The 19,063-nt window shown below is 72.3% G+C and carries 18 protein-coding genes; 6 read left to right on the forward strand and 12 right to left on the reverse strand.

Features of this window, described 5'->3' with window-relative positions; translation table 11 throughout:
* Positions 1 to 134 precede the first annotated feature (134 nt).
* Positions 135 to 371: a preprotein translocase subunit SecG gene (gene secG / locus FHX44_RS34655; protein ID WP_147259632.1), complete on the forward strand. Its 237-nt coding sequence runs from the start codon at positions 135 to 137 to the stop codon at positions 369 to 371.
* A 13-nt stretch (positions 372 to 384) separates the two neighbouring features.
* Positions 385 to 729, forward strand: a complete 345-nt coding sequence (locus tag FHX44_RS34660; RefSeq protein WP_142101529.1) for an RNA polymerase-binding protein RbpA — start codon at positions 385 to 387, stop codon at positions 727 to 729.
* A 161-nt stretch (positions 730 to 890) separates the two neighbouring features.
* Here the strand turns inward: FHX44_RS34660 and FHX44_RS34665 are convergent, their stop codons facing one another.
* A complete protein-coding gene (locus tag FHX44_RS34665) occupies positions 891 to 1,385 on the reverse strand; it encodes a hypothetical protein (protein WP_147259633.1) in 495 nt (164 codons plus the stop codon).
* A gap of 79 nt (positions 1,386 to 1,464) precedes the next feature.
* Between FHX44_RS34665 and FHX44_RS34670 the strand changes: the two genes are divergently transcribed.
* Positions 1,465 to 2,724 (forward strand): TrpB-like pyridoxal phosphate-dependent enzyme, encoded by a 1,260-nt coding sequence (locus FHX44_RS34670; protein ID WP_147259634.1) that lies wholly within the window; start codon positions 1,465 to 1,467, stop codon positions 2,722 to 2,724.
* Between the two features lie 45 nt (positions 2,725 to 2,769).
* Here the strand turns inward: FHX44_RS34670 and FHX44_RS34675 are convergent, their stop codons facing one another.
* Positions 2,770 to 3,195 carry a rhodanese-like domain-containing protein gene (locus tag FHX44_RS34675; protein WP_147259635.1) on the reverse strand — a complete coding sequence of 142 codons (426 nt, stop codon included), beginning with the start codon at positions 3,193 to 3,195 and terminating at the stop codon, positions 2,770 to 2,772.
* A gap of 62 nt (positions 3,196 to 3,257) precedes the next feature.
* Between FHX44_RS34675 and FHX44_RS34680 the strand changes: the two genes are divergently transcribed.
* Positions 3,258 to 3,755, forward strand: a complete 498-nt coding sequence (locus tag FHX44_RS34680) for an Lrp/AsnC family transcriptional regulator (RefSeq protein ID WP_147259636.1) — start codon at positions 3,258 to 3,260, stop codon at positions 3,753 to 3,755.
* 15 nt (positions 3,756 to 3,770) lie between these two features.
* On the opposite strand, the gene FHX44_RS34685 is transcribed toward FHX44_RS34680, so the two are convergent.
* The 7 genes from FHX44_RS34685 to tkt are packed head-to-tail and all read right to left on the reverse strand — an operon-like array spanning position 3,771 to position 12,322.
* Positions 3,771 to 4,184: a hypothetical protein gene (locus FHX44_RS34685; RefSeq protein WP_246170750.1), complete on the reverse strand. Its 414-nt coding sequence runs from the start codon at positions 4,182 to 4,184 to the stop codon at positions 3,771 to 3,773.
* Between the two features lie 6 nt (positions 4,185 to 4,190).
* Positions 4,191 to 4,970, reverse strand: coding sequence for a 6-phosphogluconolactonase (gene pgl / locus FHX44_RS34690; RefSeq protein ID WP_147259638.1), 780 nt, complete (start codon positions 4,968 to 4,970; stop codon positions 4,191 to 4,193).
* Positions 4,970 to 5,932, reverse strand: coding sequence for a glucose-6-phosphate dehydrogenase assembly protein OpcA (gene opcA / locus FHX44_RS34695; RefSeq protein ID WP_147259639.1), 963 nt, complete (start codon positions 5,930 to 5,932; stop codon positions 4,970 to 4,972). The genes pgl and opcA overlap by 1 nt, the downstream gene beginning before the upstream one ends.
* A gap of 27 nt (positions 5,933 to 5,959) precedes the next feature.
* Positions 5,960 to 7,510, reverse strand: coding sequence for a glucose-6-phosphate dehydrogenase (gene zwf, locus FHX44_RS34700; RefSeq protein ID WP_147259640.1), 1,551 nt, complete (start codon positions 7,508 to 7,510; stop codon positions 5,960 to 5,962).
* 58 nt (positions 7,511 to 7,568) lie between these two features.
* Positions 7,569 to 9,071 (reverse strand): glucose-6-phosphate isomerase, encoded by a 1,503-nt coding sequence (locus tag FHX44_RS34705; protein WP_147259641.1) that lies wholly within the window; start codon positions 9,069 to 9,071, stop codon positions 7,569 to 7,571.
* A gap of 28 nt (positions 9,072 to 9,099) precedes the next feature.
* Positions 9,100 to 10,209, reverse strand: a complete 1,110-nt coding sequence (gene tal, locus FHX44_RS34710; RefSeq protein ID WP_147259642.1) for a transaldolase — start codon at positions 10,207 to 10,209, stop codon at positions 9,100 to 9,102.
* Positions 10,210 to 10,234: 25 nt separating this feature from the next.
* A complete protein-coding gene (gene tkt / locus FHX44_RS34715) occupies positions 10,235 to 12,322 on the reverse strand; it encodes a transketolase (protein WP_147259643.1) in 2,088 nt (695 codons plus the stop codon).
* 252 nt (positions 12,323 to 12,574) lie between these two features.
* Here tkt and FHX44_RS34720 point away from each other — a divergent pair, with 252 nt between their 5' ends.
* Positions 12,575 to 13,528, forward strand: coding sequence for a heme o synthase (locus FHX44_RS34720; protein ID WP_425469210.1), 954 nt, complete (start codon positions 12,575 to 12,577; stop codon positions 13,526 to 13,528).
* A gap of 287 nt (positions 13,529 to 13,815) precedes the next feature.
* Here FHX44_RS34720 and fdhA read toward each other — a convergent pair whose 3' ends face one another.
* The 3 genes from fdhA to FHX44_RS34735 all read right to left on the reverse strand — a co-directional run bounded on the left by fdhA (position 13,816) and on the right by FHX44_RS34735 (position 17,183).
* The gene (fdhA, locus tag FHX44_RS34725; RefSeq protein ID WP_147259644.1) at positions 13,816 to 15,036 is read right to left on the reverse strand and encodes a formaldehyde dehydrogenase, glutathione-independent; all 1,221 of its coding nucleotides are present in this window, start codon (positions 15,034 to 15,036) and stop codon (positions 13,816 to 13,818) included.
* A gap of 202 nt (positions 15,037 to 15,238) precedes the next feature.
* On the reverse strand, positions 15,239 to 16,210 hold the full coding sequence (locus FHX44_RS34730) for a quinone oxidoreductase family protein (protein WP_147259645.1): 972 nt from the start codon (positions 16,208 to 16,210) through the stop codon (positions 15,239 to 15,241).
* Positions 16,211 to 16,217: 7 nt separating this feature from the next.
* Positions 16,218 to 17,183: a COX15/CtaA family protein gene (locus FHX44_RS34735; protein ID WP_147259646.1), complete on the reverse strand. Its 966-nt coding sequence runs from the start codon at positions 17,181 to 17,183 to the stop codon at positions 16,218 to 16,220.
* 131 nt (positions 17,184 to 17,314) lie between these two features.
* On the opposite strand from FHX44_RS34735, the gene ctaD reads away from it, so the two are divergent.
* Positions 17,315 to 19,063, forward strand: a complete 1,749-nt coding sequence (gene ctaD / locus FHX44_RS34740; protein WP_147259647.1) for an aa3-type cytochrome oxidase subunit I — start codon at positions 17,315 to 17,317, stop codon at positions 19,061 to 19,063.

The following is a 19,063-nucleotide window of genomic DNA, read 5'->3' on the forward strand; positions in this document are numbered from 1 at the left end:
CGTGGGTGGATACGAGTGCCTCAGCACGCGTATCCACCCACGACCCCCGGCGGGGGCCGAGCGCCATCACGGTACCCTCGGTGTTCCCCGGCACAGCTGTCGGAGCGCGCGAGCAATTCGGGAATGAGGATCGGATGGAACTGGCCCTGCAGATCGTGCTGATCATCTCCAGCGTGCTGCTCGTGCTGCTGATCCTGCTCCACCGTGGTCGTGGTGGTGGGCTCTCCAGCCTGTTCGGCGGTGGGGTGCAGTCCAGCCTGTCCGGGTCGAGCGTGGTCGAGAAGAACCTCGACCGGCTCACGCTGTTCGTCGGTTCGATCTGGGTGATCGCGATCATCGGCACCGGGCTGCTGGTCCGGGTCGGGGTCTGAGGGAGGCAAAGGGATGTCCGGCGGCAACGCGATCCGCGGCACCCGTGTGGGGGCCGGTCCGATGGGTGAGTCCGAGCGGGGCGAGACGGCGCCGCGCTCGCGCATCCCCTACTTCTGCGCGAACGGCCACGTCACCACCCCGTCGTTCGCCAACGAGGCGGACATCCCCGAGTCGTGGGACTGCCCGCGCTGCGGCCTGCCCGCCGGCCGGGACGGGGAGAACCCGCCCGCGCCGCCGCGTACGGAGCCGTACAAGACGCACCTCGCGTACGTGAAGGAGCGCCGTAGCGACGCCGACGGCGCGGCCATCCTCGAGGAGGCGCTCAACCGCCTCCGCGCCTCGCGCGAGCTGCCCTAGGAGCGCCCTGAACAACTCCGACCTACTGCGCGGCGTCCAGGCGGCGCCCTCGCCGCGTTGGACGATCGCACCGATACAACAGCGGTATCGGCCCGATCGTCCGCCTTGCGATGGCACCACCTGGACGCCGCTCGCTACGGCCGGAGTTGTTCAGGACCCTCCTAGCCGCTCAGCGCGGCCACCTGCTGGTCGAACGCCACGACGAGCTGGGCTGCGGTGGTGCCGGTCGGTACGGCGGAGGCGGAGAGGGTCACGAGCCTGCCGTCGTGCACCACGGCGGCGAACACGTTGCCGCCCTGGTAGCGGCACACGAAGCCGGCGGTGCCGACCGGCGCTCGGGAGCCGTCCTCGCAGAGCTCGGCCACCGTGCCGAGCGCCGTCGGCGGGTCCTGGGTGACGTCCACCGTCACGAATGCCGGGCCCTCGACCGGGCGCTGGGCGCCGGGCGGGTCGTAGACGCAGCGGGTGTCGCTCGCCGTGTTCGCGTCCGGTGTCCAGGACAGGCCCGTGGCCGCCCCGAGCGCGGCGGTGTCGAGCAGGCACGCCGCAGGCGGCGGCGGAGGAGGAGGTGGCGGCGCGGACGGGGTGGGCGTCTCGGCGGCCGAGCAACCACCGAGGGCCGCCACCAGGACCACCGCACCCACGAACCGCCGCACGCGTCCACTCTCCCACGTGGCCTGCGGGCACCGTGGAGCCATACTGCTGGGGCCCGATCCACAGTGCCTGGAGGTCGTGATGACCCGGTGGACGTTGCCGCCCGAAAAAATCCCGAGCGCGTGGTTCAACGTCGCGCCGCACCTGCCGAAGCCGGTTGATCCGCCGCTGCACCCGGGTACGCGCCAGCCCGTCGGGCCGGACGACCTGGCCCCGCTCTTCCCGATGGCGCTGATCGAGCAGGAGGTCTCCACCGAGCCGTGGATCGACGTGCCCGGTGAGGTGCTCGACATCCTGCGGCTCTGGCGGCCCACCCCGCTCGTGCGGGCGGTGCGGCTGGAGCGCGCCCTCGGCACGCCGGCGCGCATCTACTTCAAGGACGAGTCCGTGTCCCCCGCCGGCAGCCACAAGCCCAACACGGCGGTGGCGCAGGCCTTCTTCAACGCCCAGGAGGGCATCACGCGGCTCTCCACCGAGACCGGCGCAGGGCAGTGGGGCACCGCCCTCGCGTTCGCCTGCGCGCAGTTCGGCCTCGACCTGCAGGTGTACATGGTGCGGGCCTCGTACGAGCAGAAGCCGTACCGCCGGGTCGCGATGGAGACCTGGGGCGGCTCGGTGGTCCCCTCACCGGTGGACGACCCGGACCACCCCGGGTCGCTGGGCACGGCGATCTCGGACGCCGTCCGGGACTGCGTCTCGCGCGAGGACACGCACTACGCCCTCGGCTCCGTCCTCAACCACGTGCTGCTGCACCAGACCGTCATCGGGCTGGAGGCCAGGGAGCAGCTGGAGCTCGCGGGGGAGCGGACGCCGGACGTGGTGATCGCGCCGTGCGGCGGCGGTTCGAACCTCGGGGGCATCGCCTTTCCGTTCGTACCCCACGCGGCGGTGCGGCTCGTGGCTGTCGAGCCGACGTCGTGCCCGACGCTGACCCAGGGACGGTTCGACTACGACTTCGGCGACACCGCGGGCCTCACCCCGCTGCTGCGCATGTACACGCTGGGGCACGACTTCATACCGCCGTCGATCCATGCCGGTGGGCTGCGCTACCACGGTGACTCGCCGCTGGTCTCCGCGCTCGTGCGCGACGGCCGGATGGAGGCCGTCGCGTACCCGCAGGGGAAGGTGTTCGAGGCGGCCGTGCAGTTCGCCCGGGCCGAGGGCAAGATCGCGGCCCCGGAGGCCGCCCACGCGATCCGGGCCGTGATCGACGAGGCCCTCGCGGCGAAGGAGGCGGGCGAGGAGCGGGTGATCCTGTTCAACTACTGCGGCCACGGCTTCCTGGACCTGGCGGCGTACGACGACCACCTTCACGGCCGCCTTCCCGACGAGCAGGGGTGAGCCCTGCATGGGGGTGCTCGGCTGCTCTTCGGTACGACGAACGGGTCAGCAGCCGCAGGGAGCGGTGAGCGGGTCCGGCGTGGAGCAGACGATGTCTCCGTCCACCTCCACCGGGAAGCCCTCGCGCGTCCAGTACTCGATACCACCCAGCATCTCCCGCACGACGTAGCCGAGGCGCGTGAGGGCGAGCGCAGCGCGGGTGGCGCCGTTGCACCCCGGGCCCCAGCAGTACGTGACGACCGGCAGGCCGGGGTCGAGGAGGGCGGCCGCGCGCTCGGGGATCTCGGGGGTGGGCAGGTGGACGGAGCCGGGGATCCGGCCCTGCACCCACGCGGCGGAGCCGCGCGAGTCGACGAGGACGAACCCGGGATCTCCGCTCGCGAACGCGGCGTGGACGTCGGCGACGTCGGTCTGGAAGGCCAGGCGGGAGGCGAAGAAGGCGATGGCGTCGGGGCTCACCGAAAGGGTCATGTGCGCGACGCTAGGAGCGCGTCGTCACTGCTGGAAGGTGGAATGCCCGGTAGTTTCGGCATGTGGCCGTGGATTCCCTGGACGATCTGGACTGGCGCCTGTTGGAAGCACTGCAGCGCGACGGGCGGGCCAGCTACGCCGACCTGGGGCGGCTGGTCGGCCTCTCGCCCAGCGCCGTCACCGAGCGGGTACGCCGGCTCGAGGAGAGCGGCGTGATCACCGGCTACCGCTGCGAGGTCGACGCGGAGAAGCTGGGCCTGCCGATCATGGCGCTGGTCCGCCTGCGCTACCCGCACGGGAACTACAAGCCGTTCCGGGACCTGCTCGCCACGACGCCCGAGGTCACCGAGGCCCACCACGTCACCGGCGAGGACTGCTTCGTGCTCAGCGTGCGGGCCCGCTCCATGCGCCACCTGGAGCAGGTGACGGGCCGCATCGCCGGCCTGGGCCAGGTGACGACGAGCGTGGTCTACAGCACCCCGCTCCCGAGGCGGTCGGCGGTGACGAGCGCGGTCGGCGCGAGCGCGGCGGCCGCGAACGTGAGCCGCCGCCGCACCTGAGCGGCCCCATTTCCGCTAGAGGGCGGGGAGGGCGTTCAGGAACGTGCCCGGGCCCAGCGTCGTCGCGCCCGCGTCGCGCACCTGCTCGCGGAGCGCGCGGTCGGCCGTCACCACCAGGACCTGGGCTTCCGCGACCAGGTCGGCGGCGAGAGCCGCGATCGCCGTGTCGCCGTCCGCCTCGGCGCGCACGACGGCGAGGCGGGGGTGCGTGGGCAGGTCCTCGACGCCGGCGGCGGCACCTTCCAGAACCAGGTGCAGCTGCAGATCGGCCCCGGGGTGTCCGAGGCCGTCGGCGAGCCGGGCCGGGTCGACGGTGAGCGCCGCGGCGAGCCGGCCGGCCAGCCGCCGGGCCGCGCCCGGCCGGTCCCGCCACCAGCCATCGGGCCGCGAGCCGACGACGTTGGCGCCGTCGACGATCACGTGGAGCACCAGCGACTAGCCGATGGGTGGCACGAGGTCGCGCGGGAGCTTGGCCGCCGCGGTGCGGTCGAGCAGCCAGCGGGTGCGCCGCCTGCCCTGCGCCCCGGCCACCGGGATCGCGACCTCGCCGGCCCCGCCGAGGGCCATCGCGACGGCCGCGGCCTTCGACTCGCCGGTCGTCATGATCCAGACCTCGGCGGCGCGGCGGATCGCCGGCAGCGTGAGGGACACCCGCGTGGGCGGCGGCTTCGGGCAGCCGTGCACGGCCACGACCGTGCGCTCGGTCTCGTAGACGGCGGGGGAGTGCGGGAACACCGAGGCGGTGTGGCCCTCGCCGCCCATGCCGAGCATGAGCACGTCGAACGACGGCACCGGCCCGTGGTCCTCCGGTCGCGCGGCCTGCCGGAGGACCTCCGCGTACGCCTCGGCCGCGGCCTCGGCGCCCCCAGGGCCGGTGCCGGTGTCGGCGCCCATCGGGAACACCTTCGCCGGGTCCACGGGGACGTGGTCGAGCAGCGCCTCCCGGGCCTGCTTCTCGTTGCGCTCCGGGTCGTCGGGCGGCACGAACCGCTCGTCGCCCCAGTAGAACTCGACTTTGCCCCAGTCGACGGCGTCGCGGGCGACGGAGGCGCGCAGCTGCTCCAGCACCCCGATGCCGGTGCCGCCCCCGGTGAGCACGATCTTCGGCGTGGTGCCGGACGCCTGCAGGTCGACGAGCTTGGTGACCAGCCGGGCCGCCACCGCTGCGGCGAGCACGTCCGGATTCGCGTGGACCGCGATGTCGGGGGCCGGCATCACGCGCCCGCCAGCGTCGGCACCTTCACCGGCGTGCGACCGCGCGCGACGCGGCCGACGCCGGCGAGCGCGTCGCCGTAGATCTCGTCGGCGTCGAGCCTGCGCAGCTCCTCGGCGAGGCAGTCGCGCACCTCCCTGCGGGCGAGCGCGACCAGCCGGTCCGGCTGCCCCGGCTGGCGCAGGGTGCCCACCTTCCCGTCCGGTCGGATGAGCTCGACGGGCCCGGAGCGGCGCTCCAGCCGCACCGACACCACCCCGGGACCGGACGCCGCCGGCGAACGCTTGACCTTGGAGTCCAGCCGCACCGCGAGCCAGCCCGCGAGCAGCTCCGTGGACGGGGAGACGGCTTCGCCTGCCACGACCACGTTGGTGACCGGCTCGAACGGCGGGGCGTCGAGCGCGGTGGCGAGCAGTGCGCGCCACGGCGTGAGGCGGGTCCAGGTGAGGTCGGTGTCGCCGTCGACGTAGTTGGCCCGGCGCTGCTCGAACGCCTTCATCGGGTTCCTCGCCGACAGCGCGTCGGTGATGCGGCGCGTCGCCAGCTTGCCCACCGGGTCCTCCGAGGGGATGGCCGGAGCCTCCTCCGGCCACCACGCCACGACGGGCGCGTCCGGCAGCAGCAGCGGCATCACCATGCCGGCGCCCGCCTCGTCCGCGGCGAGCGGGCCGTAGCCGCGCAGCACGACGACCTCGCTGGCACCGGCGTCGCCGCCGACGCGGATCTGGGCGTCCAGCCGCGGCGCCGCCTTCCGCTGCCCGCGTGCCAGCACGATGATCCGGCACGGGTGCTCGTGGCTGGCGGAGTTGGCGGCGGCGATCGAGTCCTCGATCCCGGCACCGTCCTCGGTGACGATCACCAGCGTGAGCACGCGGCCCATCGTCAGCGCGCCGCCGCTGGCCCGCATCTCGACCAGCTTGCGGTTGACGGCCGACGTGTTGCTCGAGGGAAGATCGACGATCATGGCCGTGTTCTCCTCACTGCATCCTCCTCACGGCCGGCGCCACTTGCGGCCGGTTCGGTCGAGCATCGCGTTGGCCGGGTCCGGCCCCCAGCTCCCCGCCGGGTAGGGGGCGGGACCCTTCTCCTGCTGCGCCCAGTGCTCGATCACCGGGTCGAGGATCTGCCAGGAGCGCTCGACCTCGGCGTTCACCGGGAACAGTGACGGCTCGCCGAGCAGCACGTCGAGGATGAGCCGCTCGTACGCCTCGGGGGAGGCCTCGGTGAACGCAGAGCCGTAGCCGAAGTCCATGGACACGTCCCGGACCTCCATCTGGCTGCCCGGCACCTTCGAGCCGAACCGCAGGGTCACGCCCTCGTCCGGCTGCACGCGGATGACGAGCGCGTTCTGACCGAGCTCCTCGGTCATCGTGGCGTCGAACGGCAGGTGCGGGGCCCGCTTGAAGATCACCGCGATCTCGGTGACGCGCCGGCCCAGGCGCTTGCCGGTGCGCAGGTAGAACGGCACCCCCGCCCAGCGCCGGGTGTCGACCTCGCAGGTGATGGCCGCGAACGTCTCGGTGCGCGAGTTGGGGTCGAACCCCTCCTCCTCGGTGAGGCCGCGGACGAGCTCGCCGCCCTGCCAGCCGCCGGTGTACTGCCCGCGCGCGGTGGTCTCGCCGAGCGGCCCGACGAGCTTCGTCGCATTGAGGATCTTGATCTTCTCGATGCGCAGCTCGTCGGAGGAGAACGAGACCGGCTCCTCCATCGCGGTGAACGCGAGCAGTTGCAGCAGGTGGTTCTGGATGACGTCGCGGGCGGCGCCGATGCCGTCGTAGTAGCCGGCGCGCCCGCCCAGGCCGATGTCCTCGGCCATCGTGATCTGCACGCTGTCGACGTAGTTGCTGTTCCAGATCGGCTCGAACAGCTGGTTGGCGAACCGCAGCGCCAGGATGTTCTGCACCGTCTCCTTGCCGAGGTAGTGATCGATCCGGAAGACCGAGTCCTCGGGGAAGACGTCGTTGACGATCTCGTTGAGCTCGATGGCCGAGCGCAGGTCGTGCCCGAACGGCTTCTCGATGACCACCCGGCGCCAGCCATCGCCGTCCTGCCTCGCCAGGCCGGACCGGGCGAGCTGCTTGAGCACCACCGGGAACGCGCCGGGCGGGATGGACAGGTAGAACGCGTGGTTGCCTGCCGTGCCGCGCTCCCGGTCGAGCGCCTGGACGGTCTGCTCGAGCCGGTCGAACGCGTCGTCGTCGTCGAAGGTGCCGGACACGAACCGGAAGCCCTCGGCGAGCCGGTCCCACACGTGCTGGCGGAACGGGGTGCGGGCGTGTTCCTTCACCGCGTTGTAGACGACCTGACCGAAGTCCTGGTCGGCCCAGTCGCGGCGGGCGAAACCGGTGAGGGCGAAGCCCGGCGGGAGCAGGCCGCGGTTCGCGAGGTCGTAGATGGCGGGCATGAGCTTCTTGCGCGACAGGTCGCCGGTGACCCCGAAGATGACCAGGCTGCACGGTCCCGCGATCCGCGGGAGGCGCTTGTCCCGCGGATCGCGCAGCGGGTTGGTCCACCCCGCGGCCGCGGACGTGGCGGTGCTCATCTCACTCCTCGGTGGACTGTGGTCGAGAACTCGGGTTGCGGGGATCATCCCAGGTCTCCTACAGCTGCTGCACGGCGCGCGCCAGGGTGACCAGGCCGGCCACCCGGTCGGTGAAGTGCAGCCGCAGTACGGGGCGGCCGCGGGCGGTGAGCGCGGCGGCGTCGGCCTCCGCGAGCCCCTGCTGAACGGCGTCGAGTGCGGCGGCGGCCTCCGGGCGCAGGCCTGGGTCGTCGGGGTCGGCGGTGATCTGGCAGACGCGGGTGTCGGGCGGGCCGCCCTTGGCGTGCTGGCCGCTGCCGGCCAGGCAGCGCGGCGCCCACCCGAACGTCGTGGGGAGGCCGGTGCGGCGGGTCAGCTCGGCGCGCAGGACGGCGGCGGAGGCGTCCTCGATGCGGTCGAGGTAGGCGTGCACCGCGAGGTGGCGGGCCCCGTCGCCCGCCAGGGCGCGCAGCGCGTCGGCGACGGTGGTGGTGCCCGCAGGCAGCCAGTCACCGGCGTGGACGTCGACGCCCGCTTCGCTGAACACCGGTCCGCCGTCGGCGCCGGCAGCGGGTTCGGCGAGCGCGTCGGGCCGGTCGGTGGGGTCGACGCCGAGCACGTGCGCCGCCGCCGCGACGGCGTGTTGCCAGGTGGCCATCTGCTCGGCCACCGATCCGCGGGTGGCGAACGCCGCTCCGGGCACGTCCCCCAACCCGACGGCGGGCAGCGTGCCCCATTCCGGGGCATCCGGGCCCTCCACCACCACCGGCAGCGGGCCCTGGCAGTCCTTGCCGAGACCGCCGGCCACGAGCTGCGCCGCCCACTCGGCGAGTGCGGGCGCGTCCGGCGCGGCGAGCGCGACCGCGGTGGCGGAGGCGAGCAACGCACCGAGGCCCAGCGCGTCGCCGCCGGCGGTGTCGAGTTCGGCCCGGATCTCGCCCGCCTCGGCGAGCACCGCTCCGGCGTCGACGCCGGCGAGTCCGGCGGGCACGAGCGCGAACGCGGTGAACGCGGCCCAGGGGCCGTCGACGTCGTCGGGTCCGAGCACCACGACTGTGCCGTCGGTGATGGTGCCGTCGGGGCTCGCGGCCGCCGGCAGCAGCGGCCCGTCCGGCGGCGTCACGACGACGGTGTGCGCGCCGGGGTCCAGGCCTTCGGCCCGGAAGGCGGCGTGCACCGTGTCCCGCAGCAGCCGCACCGGTTCCGGGTCCTCCCCGGGCGGTACCGACAGGACGAGCACCGTGGCGGCGAGCTCCCCGGCGAGGGCGTCCGCGACCTGCGGGGGATCGGTGGTGTCCAGGACGACGAGCCGCGGATCCGACCCGGTCAGCGCCTCGGCGGCGACTCCGGCGCCGCCTGTGGCGGCGAGCAGCACGCGGACCTGGCCTGCCACCCGGCGTTGCTCGGCCAGCGCCGCGATCTCGCCGACCAGCGGCCGCGCAGCGCGGACCGCGCCCGTCCACCCGGGCCGGGTGACCCGCGGCCACAGGGCCGTGTCGCCGTCCGCGATGCGGGCGGCGACTCCGTCCTCGACGAGGCGCGCGAGCATCTCCGCCTCGGATGGCACCGGTCGCGCGGTCACCGCGGGCGCTCCCTCCGGATCGCTGCTGCTAGCGGGCCTGCTGCAGCTGCCCGGTGACGGTGTCGCCGAGCTCGGTCCAGGACTTCTCGAACTTGTCGACGCCCTCGTCCTCCAGCACCCGGAACACGTCGGGCAGGTCGACGCCGACCCGCTCCAGCGCGTCGAACACCTGCTGCGCCTCGGCGGCGGTGCCGGTGACACGGTCGCCGTGCACCTCGCCGTGGTCGGCGAAGGCCAGCAGCGACTTCTCCGGCATGGTGTTGACGGTGTCGGCGACGACGAGCTCGGTGATGTAGAGGGTGTCGGGGTAGTCCGGGTTCTTCACGCCGGTGGACGCCCACAGCGGACGCTGGGGCCGGGCGCCCTTCGCCTCGAGGGCCTTCCACCGCTCGGAGGTGAAGACCTCCTGGAAGGCGGCGTAGGCCAGCCGGGAGTTGGCGACGGCGGCCTTGCCGCGCAGGGAGAGGGCCTCGTCGGAGCCGATCGCCTCCAGCCGCTTGTCGATCTCGGTGTCGACGCGGGAGACGAAGAAGCTCGCCACGGAGGCGATGCCCGCGAGCGGGTGCCCGTTGGCCGCGGCCTGATCGAGGCCGTCGAGGTAGGCGTCCATCACGGCGCGGTAGCGCTCGACGGAGAAGATGAGCGTGACGTTCACGCTGACGCCCTCGGCGATCGCGCGCGTGATCGCGGGCAGGCCCTGCTCGGTGGCCGGGATCTTGACGAGCAGGTTGGGCCGGTCGACGGCCTTCCACAGGTCGAGGGCCTGGGCCACGGTGGCCTCGGTGTCGCGGGCGAGGCCGGGGTCGACCTCCAGCGAGACGCGCCCGTCGACGCCGTTCGTGGTCTCCCACGTGCCGCTGAAGACGTCGCAGGCCTGCTGGACGTCGGACACGGTGATCTCGCGGACCGCATCCTCGACCGACGCCCCGCGCCCGGCGAGCTCGCGGATCTGCGCGTCGTAGGCCTCGCCCTTGGACAGCGCGGAGGCGAAGATCGTGGGGTTGGTGGTGACCCCGACGACGTGCTTGTCGGTGATCAGCTCCTGGAGGCTGCCGCTGCTCAGGCGCTCACGGGACAGGTCGTCCAGCCAGATGGACACCCCGGCCCCGGCCAGCTGCCCGAGTCGATCGTTGCTCATGGTCTGTTCACTCCTCCGAAACAGCTCAGGATGTCTTGGCCAGGCTGCGCTTCGCGGCGGCGACCACGTTCTCCGTGGTGAAGCCGTACTCGCGGAACAGCGTCTGGTAGTCGGCGCTGGCGCCGAAGTGCTCGATCGAGACGTTCTCACCGGCGTCGCCGGTGAAGCGGTACCACGGCTGGGCGATGCCGGCCTCGACGCTCACCCGCGCCCGGACGGCCGCCGGCAGCACCGACTCGCGGTAGGCCTCGTCCTGCTGCTCGAACCACTCGACGCACGGCATGGACACCACCCTCGTGGCAACGCCGTCGGCCTCGAGCACCTTCCGGGCCTCGGCCGCGATCTGCAGCTCCGAGCCGGTGGCGATGACGATCACCTGCGGGGCGCCGGAGGAGGCGTCCGCCAGCACGTAGCCGCCGCGGGCGACGCCCTCGGCCGAGGTGCCCTCCAGCACCGGGAGGTTCTGCCGGGTGAGCGCGAGCCCCTTCGGGCCCTCGGGCCGCTCCAGCGCGGCGCGCCACGCGTGGGCGGTCTCGTTGGCGTCACCGGGCCGGATGACGTCGAGGCCGGGGATCGCGCGGAGCGCGGCGAGGTGCTCGACGGGCTGGTGGGTGGGACCGTCCTCGCCGAGGCCGATCGAGTCGTGCGTCCAGACGTAGACCACGCTCGACCGCATCAGCGCGGCGAGGCGCACCGCGGGGCGCATGTAGTCGCTGAACACGAGGAACGTGCCGCCGTAGGGGCGGGTGGGGCCGTGCAGCGCGATGCCGTTGAGGATCGCGCCCATCGCGTGCTCGCGGACCCCGAAGTGCAGGGTGCGGCCGTACGGGTTGGCGTTCCACATCTTCGTGGCGGTGGAGGTGGGCCCGAACGAGTCGGCGCCCTCCATCGTGGTGTTGTTGCTCTCCGCGAGGTCGGCGGAGCCGCCCCACAGCTCGGGCAGCACGTCCTTGAGCGCGGTGAGCACCTCGCCCGAGGCCTTGCGGGTGGCGATGCCCTTGGCGTCGGGCTCCCAGCTCGGCAGCGCCTTCTCCCAGCCGACGGGCAGGTCCCGGCCGAGCACGCGCTCGAAGAGCTCCTTGCGCTCCGGCTCGCGGGCCACCCACGCGTCGTAGGTCTGCGTCCAGGCCTCGTGCGCCTCGCGGCCGCGGTCGACCACCCTGCGGGCGTGGGCGAGGACGTCGTCGTCGACCTGGAACGTCTGTTCCGGGTCGAAGCCGAGGATCTTCTTGACCTCGGCGACCTCGTCGGCGCCCAGCGCCGAGCCGTGGGCCTTGCCGGTGTTCATCTTGTTCGGCGCGGGGAAGCCGATCACCGTGCGCAGCACGATGAAGGAGGGGCGCGTGGTCTCCGCGCGCGCGTTCTCGAGCGCGGACAGCAGGCCGGTGACGTTCTCCCCGCCCTCGACGACCTGGACGTGCCAGCCGTAGGCCTCGTAGCGCTTGGCGGTGTCCTCCGACAGCGCGATCGTGGTGTCGTCCTCGATGGAGATCTTGTTGTCGTCGTAGATCACCGTGAGGTTGCCGAGCTGCTGGTGCCCGGCCAGCGATGACGCCTCGGAGGAGATGCCCTCCTCGATGTCCCCGTCGGAGGCGATCACGTAGATGTGGTGGTCGAACGGGCTCTCGCCGGGGGCGGCGTCCGGGTCGAACAGGCCGCGCTCGCGGCGGGCCGCCATCGCCATGCCGACCGCGTTGGCCAGGCCCTGGCCGAGCGGGCCGGTGGTGGTCTCGACCCCTGGCGTGTGGCGGTGCTCGGGGTGACCAGGGGTGCGCGACCCCCACGTGCGCAGCGCCTTCAGGTCGTCGAGCTCCAGGCCGTAGCCGGAGAGGAACAGCTGGATGTAGAGCGTGAGGCTGGAATGCCCGGCGGACAGCACGAACCGGTCGCGGCCGACCCAGTCGGCGTCGGAGGGGTCGTGCCGCATGACGCGCTGGAAGAGCGTGTAGGCCAGCGGCGCGAGGCTCATGGCGGTGCCGGGGTGGCCGTTGCCCACCTTCTGCACGGCGTCGGCGGCCAGCACCCGGACCGTGTCGACGGCCCGGCGGTCCAGGTCGGTCCAGTCGTCGGGGACGCTCGCGCGGGTGAGAGTCTCGATGTCGGTATCGGCCACAGCTCTTCCCTCGGTTCGGATGGGATGTGCACGCGGTACGCCTCGACGCGACCGCTCAGCGCTGACTCGCTCAGCGACCAGCCTAGTCGCGTCCGGGTGCGGTGTGTGATCACGCGCCGCCCGCCTCGGCAGGGGTCTACCCGGCGGAGGGGGTCGGCATGCCCCGGGCTACCATCGACAAGCCGTAGAAATAGACCGCGAACTCGCGCCCGCGAGTTCCCCACCACGCGGATCGAGGTTGTGCCGGTGACTCTGCCCGTGTCCCGCTCGGGCCACCCGACGCAGGGCGTCCCCGGCGCCGCGCGGTCCGGCTGGGAGCGGTTGCGGGACACCGTGCGCGCCTACCTCGGGCTCACGAAGACCCGGATCATCGAGCAGCTGCTCGTCGTCACCGTGCCGGCCATGTTCCTCGCCGAGCGCGGGGTGCCGTCGGTGTGGCTGATCGTCGCCACGCTGCTCGGCGGCGCGATGGCCGCGGCGAGCGCACACGCCCTCAACTGCGTGGTCGACGCCGACATCGACGCCGTGATGAAGCGCACCAGCCGTAGGCCACTCGCGAAGGGGCAGGTGCCCACGCGGCACGCACTGGTGTTCGGCCTCGTGCTCGGCGTGCTCTCCGCGGTGTGGCTCGGGCTCACCACCAACTGGCTGGCCGCAGGCCTCTCGGTGGCCGCCATCGCGTTCTACGTGCTCGTCTACACGCTCCTGCTGAAGCGGCGCACCTCGCAGAACATCGTGTGGGGCGGAGCGGCCGGCTGCATGCCGGTGGTGATCGGCTGGGCCGCGGTCACCGGATCGGTCGAATGGCCGGCGCTGGTGATGTTCGGTGTGATCTTCTTCTGGACGCCGCCGCACTTCTGGGCGCTCGCCATGCGCTACCGCGATGACTACGCCGCGGCGAAGGTCCCGATGCTGCCCGTGGTGGTGCCGCCGGAGCAGGTGTCGCGGCGCATCGTCATGTACTCGTGGGTGATGGCCGCTTGGTCGCTCCTGCTGCTCCCGGCCACCTCCTGGATCTACGCCGCCGTCGCCGCGCTGGGCGGCACCTGGTTCGTCCTGCAGGCCCACCGCCTGCACCGGGGCGTGCTGGCCGGGGTGGAGGCGCGCCCGATGCGCCTGTTCCACCTCTCGAACATCTACCTCTGCTGCCTCTTCGCGGCGATCGCCGTGGATGCCGCGATCGGCCTGCCGGTCCTCTCCTTCTGATCCGGCGCGTCGGCTCCGCTGCCGTGGGGGCATGATCCGAGGCTTCGGTTGCCCACGGCAGTCGGGCCTTCGGTGGCGCCGCGCATCGTGCGGCGCCACCGAAGGCCGGTGTGGCGGACATGATCAACGCTTCGGAGCGGAAACGGCCGAATCCCGCCGCGAATGCACCGAAACACCGATCAAGGCCCGGTGACAGGCTGATGATCGGGCGCCAACACGCCCGATCCGGCAACACCCTCACGCACGACCATGTGCACCCGAAACCGCAGGTCATGCGCGACCGCAGCTCAGGCTGCCTTCGGGATCATCCCGTGCGGGTCGATCACGTACTTGCGGGCGGCGCCCTTGTCGAACTCCTGGTACCCGCGCGGGGCGTCGTCGAGCGGGATGACGGTGGCGTTGACCGCCTTCGCGATCTGGGCCTTGCCGTGCAGGATGCTCATCATCAGCCCGCGGTTGTACCTGAGAACCGGGCACTGGCCGGTGGTGAACGCGTGGCTCTTCGCCCAGCCGAGCCCGAGACGGACCTTGAGCGTGCCCTCCTTGGCGTCGGGGTCGGGGGCGCCCGGGTCGCCCGTGACGTAGAGGCCCGGGATGCCGAGCCGGCCACCGGCCCGCGTGATCGACATGACCGAGTTCAGCACGGCGGCCGGTTGTTCGCCGGCATCCGCGCCGTGCCCGGACGCCTCGAACCCCACGGCGTCGACCGCGCAGTCGACCTCGTTCGTGCCGAGGATCTCCGCGATCTGGTCCTCCAGCGTGGCGTCGAGGGAGATGTCCACGGTCTCGCAGCCGAACGAGCGTGCCTGCTCCAGGCGCTGTTTGTTGAGGTCCCCGACGATGACGACGGCGGCGCCGAGCAACTGCGCCGAGTGGGCGGCGGCCAGCCCGACCGGCCCCGCCCCCGCGACGTAGACCGTCGAGCCGGTGGTCACGCCGGCCGTGTGGGCGCCGTGGTAGCCGGTGGGGAAGATGTCCGACAGCATCGTCAGGTCGAGGATCTTCTCCAGCGCCTGGTTCCGGTCGGGGAACTTCAGGCAGTTGAAGTCGGCGAACGGGACCATGACGTACTCGGCCTGCCCGCCTGCCCAGCCGCCCATGTCGACGTAGCCGTACGCCGATCCGGCGCGGGCCGGGTTGACGTTGAGGCAGACGCCGGTCTGCCCCTCGTGGCAGTTGCGGCAGCGCCCGCACGCGATGTTGAACGGCACGGAGACGATGTCGCCGACGTCGAGGAACTGGACGTCCTCGCCCTTCTCGACGATCTCCCCGGTGATCTCGTGGCCGAGCGTCTGCCCGGGCGGCGCGGTGGTGCGGCCGCGCACCATGTGCTGATCGGATCCGCAGATGTTCGTGGCGACGTTGCGCAGGATGACCCCGTGCACGGCCTTCTGGGTCAGGCCCTTGCTCTTCGACACGTCGGCGGGCACCTCGAGCTTCGGTGGGTCGTGGTCCTCGACGACGACCCGGCCGGGCTCCTTGTAGACGACGATCTTGTTTCCACCCATTTGTGATCCACCTCACTCCGGTTCCGACCCCGGGTCTACTCCGGGTCGGGCGAGGCCACAAGGGGGCCATCAGGCCCCTCGCGGGTGTGTGGCGTTCACCCCGGGCCGTCGACGTCGCCGGGCGATCGCCGACAACCGCGGGGTCTCGGTGGTGGACTTCAGCTCGATCCGGCTGTTGCGTGGGCGGGCGCGGGCCGGCACGTCACGGGATCAGCAGCAGCTTGCCCGTCGTCCGCCGGGCCTGCAGGTCCTCGTGGGCGGTGCGGGCCTCGGCGAGCGGGTAGCGGTGGCCGATCCGCACGTCGAGGGTGCCGTCGGCCACGGCCGAGTAGACGGCCGCTGCGCGGGCGGTGAGCTCGTCGCGGGTGGCGTTGTAGTCGAACAGCTTGGGGCGGGTGAGGAACACCGAGCCCGCGGCGTTGAGCCGCTGCGGGTCGACCGGCGGCACGGGCCCGCTGCTGGCTCCGAACAGCACCAGCATGCCCCGGCGGCGCAGGGAGGCGAGGCTCGCGTCGAACGTCGTGGCGCCCACGCTGTCGTAGGCCACGTGCACACCGTCGCCGCCGGTGAGCTCGCGGACCGCGGCGGCGAGGTCGTCCACCTCGGTGTAGCGGATCACCTCGGCAGCGCCTGCGCCACGCGCCAGCTCCTCCTTCTCCGCGGTGGACACCGTCGCGATCACCCGACCTCCGCGCGCCGCGGCGAGCTGGGTGAGCAACAACCCGACGCCACCGGCCGCCGCGTGCACGAGCAGGTTCTCGCCGGCCTGCACCGGGTGGCAGTCGGTGACGAGGAAGTGGGCGGTCATGCCCTGCAGCAGCGCGCCGACGGCCACGTCGTCGGACACCGCGTCGGGCACGGCGACCGCCTTGTCGGCGGCGATGGCCACCAGCTCGGCGTAGCTGCCCAGGTTCTCCGCCCACGCGACGCGGTCGCCCACCGCGAACCCGGCGACGCCCTCGCCGACGGCCCGCACCCGACCCGCGCCCTCCAGGCCGGGCACGTAGGGCAGGGGCATCGGGTAGATGCCTTCGCGCTGGTAGGTGTCGATGTAGTTGATGCCGGCGGCCGCCACCTCGACGAGGAGCTCGCCGGGCCCCGCCTGCGGGTCCGGCAGCTCCACCGGCGTCAGGACGTCGGGGCCACCTGCCGAGCTGATCTGGATCGCGCGCACGGACCGATCATGCCCCGCTGTCGGTGAGGGCGGGCGCGCGGGCCGGAGCGGGCGCGGGGACCGCCGGTCGCTCGGTGAGCGCGGCCCACATCGCCGCGGCCGCGACCGTGACGAGCGCGGCCCCGAGCACGTGCAGCGACACGAGCACCTCGGGCACGCCGAGCGCGTACTGGATGCCGCCGAGCAATCCCTGCGCGAGGACGACCGCCACCAGTACGGCGTACCGGCGCAGCACCCGGGCCGGCGCGGCGACGGCGCGCAGCGCGAAGCCCAGCCCGACCAGCAGGCCGAGGTAGCCGACCAGTAGCTCGGCGTGCACCTGCGCGACGGTCTCGACGCCGACCTGCAACCGCGGGGTCTGCGCGTCGCCGGCGTGGGGTCCCGCCGCGGTGACGAACGAGCCTGCGACGAGCACGGCGGCGAGGACGGCGGTGCTGGTGGCCACCAGCCCGCGGACGGGCCCGGGGACGAACCTGCGCGGCGGGCCTGCACCGTCGGATGCGGCCGCGACCAGCTGCATCGCGAGCCAGACGAGGATCATCGACACGAGCAGGTGGACGCTGACGCTCCACCACACCAGCCCCAGCAGCACCACGCCCCCGCCGATCACGGCCTGGGCGATCACCCCGAGCGGCTGCACGAGGGCGAGCCGGGTGAGCCGGGCCCGCCGCGGGCGCGTGCCGAGCGCCGCGAGGAAGCACGCGCCCGCGACCAGCACGACGACACCGGTGAGCAGCCGATTGCCGAACTCGATCCACTGGGTGAGGGGTTCCACCTCGGGGTGCGGGGTGGGCACGAGGCTGCCGGGGAAGCACTCCGGCCAGGTCGGGCAGCCCAGCCCCGAACCGGTAACGCGCACGACCGACCCGGTGACCGCGATACCGGCCTGCGCCACCACCGCGGCGACCGCGAGCACCCGCATCACCGACGGGGAGGTGTCCGGCAGGCGATCGAGGAAGGCGGGTCGGGTCACCGACACATCGTAGAAGACCGCATTCCCCGAGCATGGAGCGGCGCTCGACGGGGCACCCGTCGATCGGGGGGCTGACAGGCCGGTCGCCGGGTCCTACCGTCATTCATGCAGCCCAACGCAGGGAGGCACCGATGACCGCCGTCGAGCCGAAGCCGATCACGCCGCCGTATCCGGTCCGCAGAACGCCGAAGGGTTCGACGTTCGCCAGGATGCTGCGGACGACGGACCCCAAGGACATCGCGATCCTCTACCTGGTCACGTCGTTCGCGTTCTTCCTCGTCGGTGGCGCGATGGCCCTGCTGATGCGCGGCGAGCTGGCCGTGCCGGGCCTGCAGTTCCTGTCGAACGAGCAGTACAACCAGCTGTTCACCGTGCACGGCACGATCATGCTGCTGCTGTACGCGACGCCGATCCTGTTCGGCTTCGCGAACTACATCGTGCCGCTGCAGATCGGCTCGCCGGACGTGGCGTTCCCGCGCTTGAACGCGTTTTCGTACTGGCTGTTCCTGTTCGGCGGGCTCACCGTGATGTCCGGCTTCCTCACGCCGGGCGGGGCGGCCGACTTCGGCTGGTTCGCCTATGCGCCCCTGCACAACGCCACGTTCTCGCCGGGCGCGGGTGGCGACCTGTGGGCGGTGGGCCTCATCGTGTCCGGTCTCGGCACGATCCTCGGCGGCGTCAACTTCACCACCACGATCGTCTGCATGCGGGCCCCGGGCATGACGATGTTCCGGGTGCCGATCTTCACCTGGAACATCCTGGTCACGATGATCCTCGTGCTGATCGCCTTCCCGGTGCTCACGGCGGGGCTGTTCGGGATACTGGCCGACCGGCACCTCGGCTCCCACGTGTTCGACCCGGCCAACGGTGGGGCGATCCTGTGGCAGCACCTGTTCTGGTACTTCGGCCACCCCGAGGTCTACATCGTCGCGCTGCCGTTCTTCGGCATCATCACCGAGGTCATCCCGGTGTTCAGCCGCAAGCCGATCTTCGGGTACAAGACGCTGGTGTTCGCCACGATCGCGATCGGTGTGCTGTCGGCCGCGGTGTGGGCGCACCACATGTTCGCCACCGGCGCGGTGCTGCTCGCGTTCTTCTCTCTCACCACGTTCCTGATCGCGATCCCCACTGGCATCAAGTTCGTGAACTGGATCGGCACGATGTGGCGGGGGTCGGTCACGTTCGAGACGCCGATGCTGTTCAGCGTCGGCTTTCTGATCACGTTCCTGTTCGGCGGGCTGACCGGCATCCTGCTGGCGTCCCCGCCGCTGGATTTCCACGTCTCCGACACCTACTTCGTGGTGGCGCACTTCCACTACGTGCTGTTCGGCACGATCGTGTTCGCCACGTACGCCGGCCTCTACTTCTGGTTCCCGAAGATGACCGGCCGGATGCTGGACGAGACCTGGGGCAAGGTCCACTTCTGGCTCACGTTCGTCGGGTTCCACCTGACGTTCCTGGTGCAGCACTGGCTGGGCAACGAGGGCTTCCCGCGCCGCTACGCCGACTACCTGCCCGTCGACGGATTCACGGTCCTGAACGCGCTCTCATCGATCGGGGCGTTCGTGCTGGGGGCGTCGGTGCTGCCGTTCATCTGGAACGTGTTCCGCAGCTACCGCTACGGGCGGGTGGTCACCGTGGACGACCCGTGGGGCTTCGGCAACTCCCTGGAGTGGGCCACGTCCTGCCCGCCGCCGCGGCACAACTTCACCGAGCTGCCCCGGATCCGGTCGGAGCGCCCGGCGTTCGAGCTGCACTACCCGCACCTGGTGGAGCGCTTCCGCGCCGAGGCGCACCTCGGCCGCGCCGACCCGGGCGAGCGGCTGGCCCAGCAGGTCGGTAGCGAGGAGCAGCCATCGGAGGAGCCCAAGTCGCGGTGA

It is taken from the genome of Pseudonocardia hierapolitana (genome assembly GCF_007994075.1).
Taxonomy (GTDB): Bacteria; Actinomycetota; Actinomycetes; order Mycobacteriales; family Pseudonocardiaceae; genus Pseudonocardia; species Pseudonocardia hierapolitana.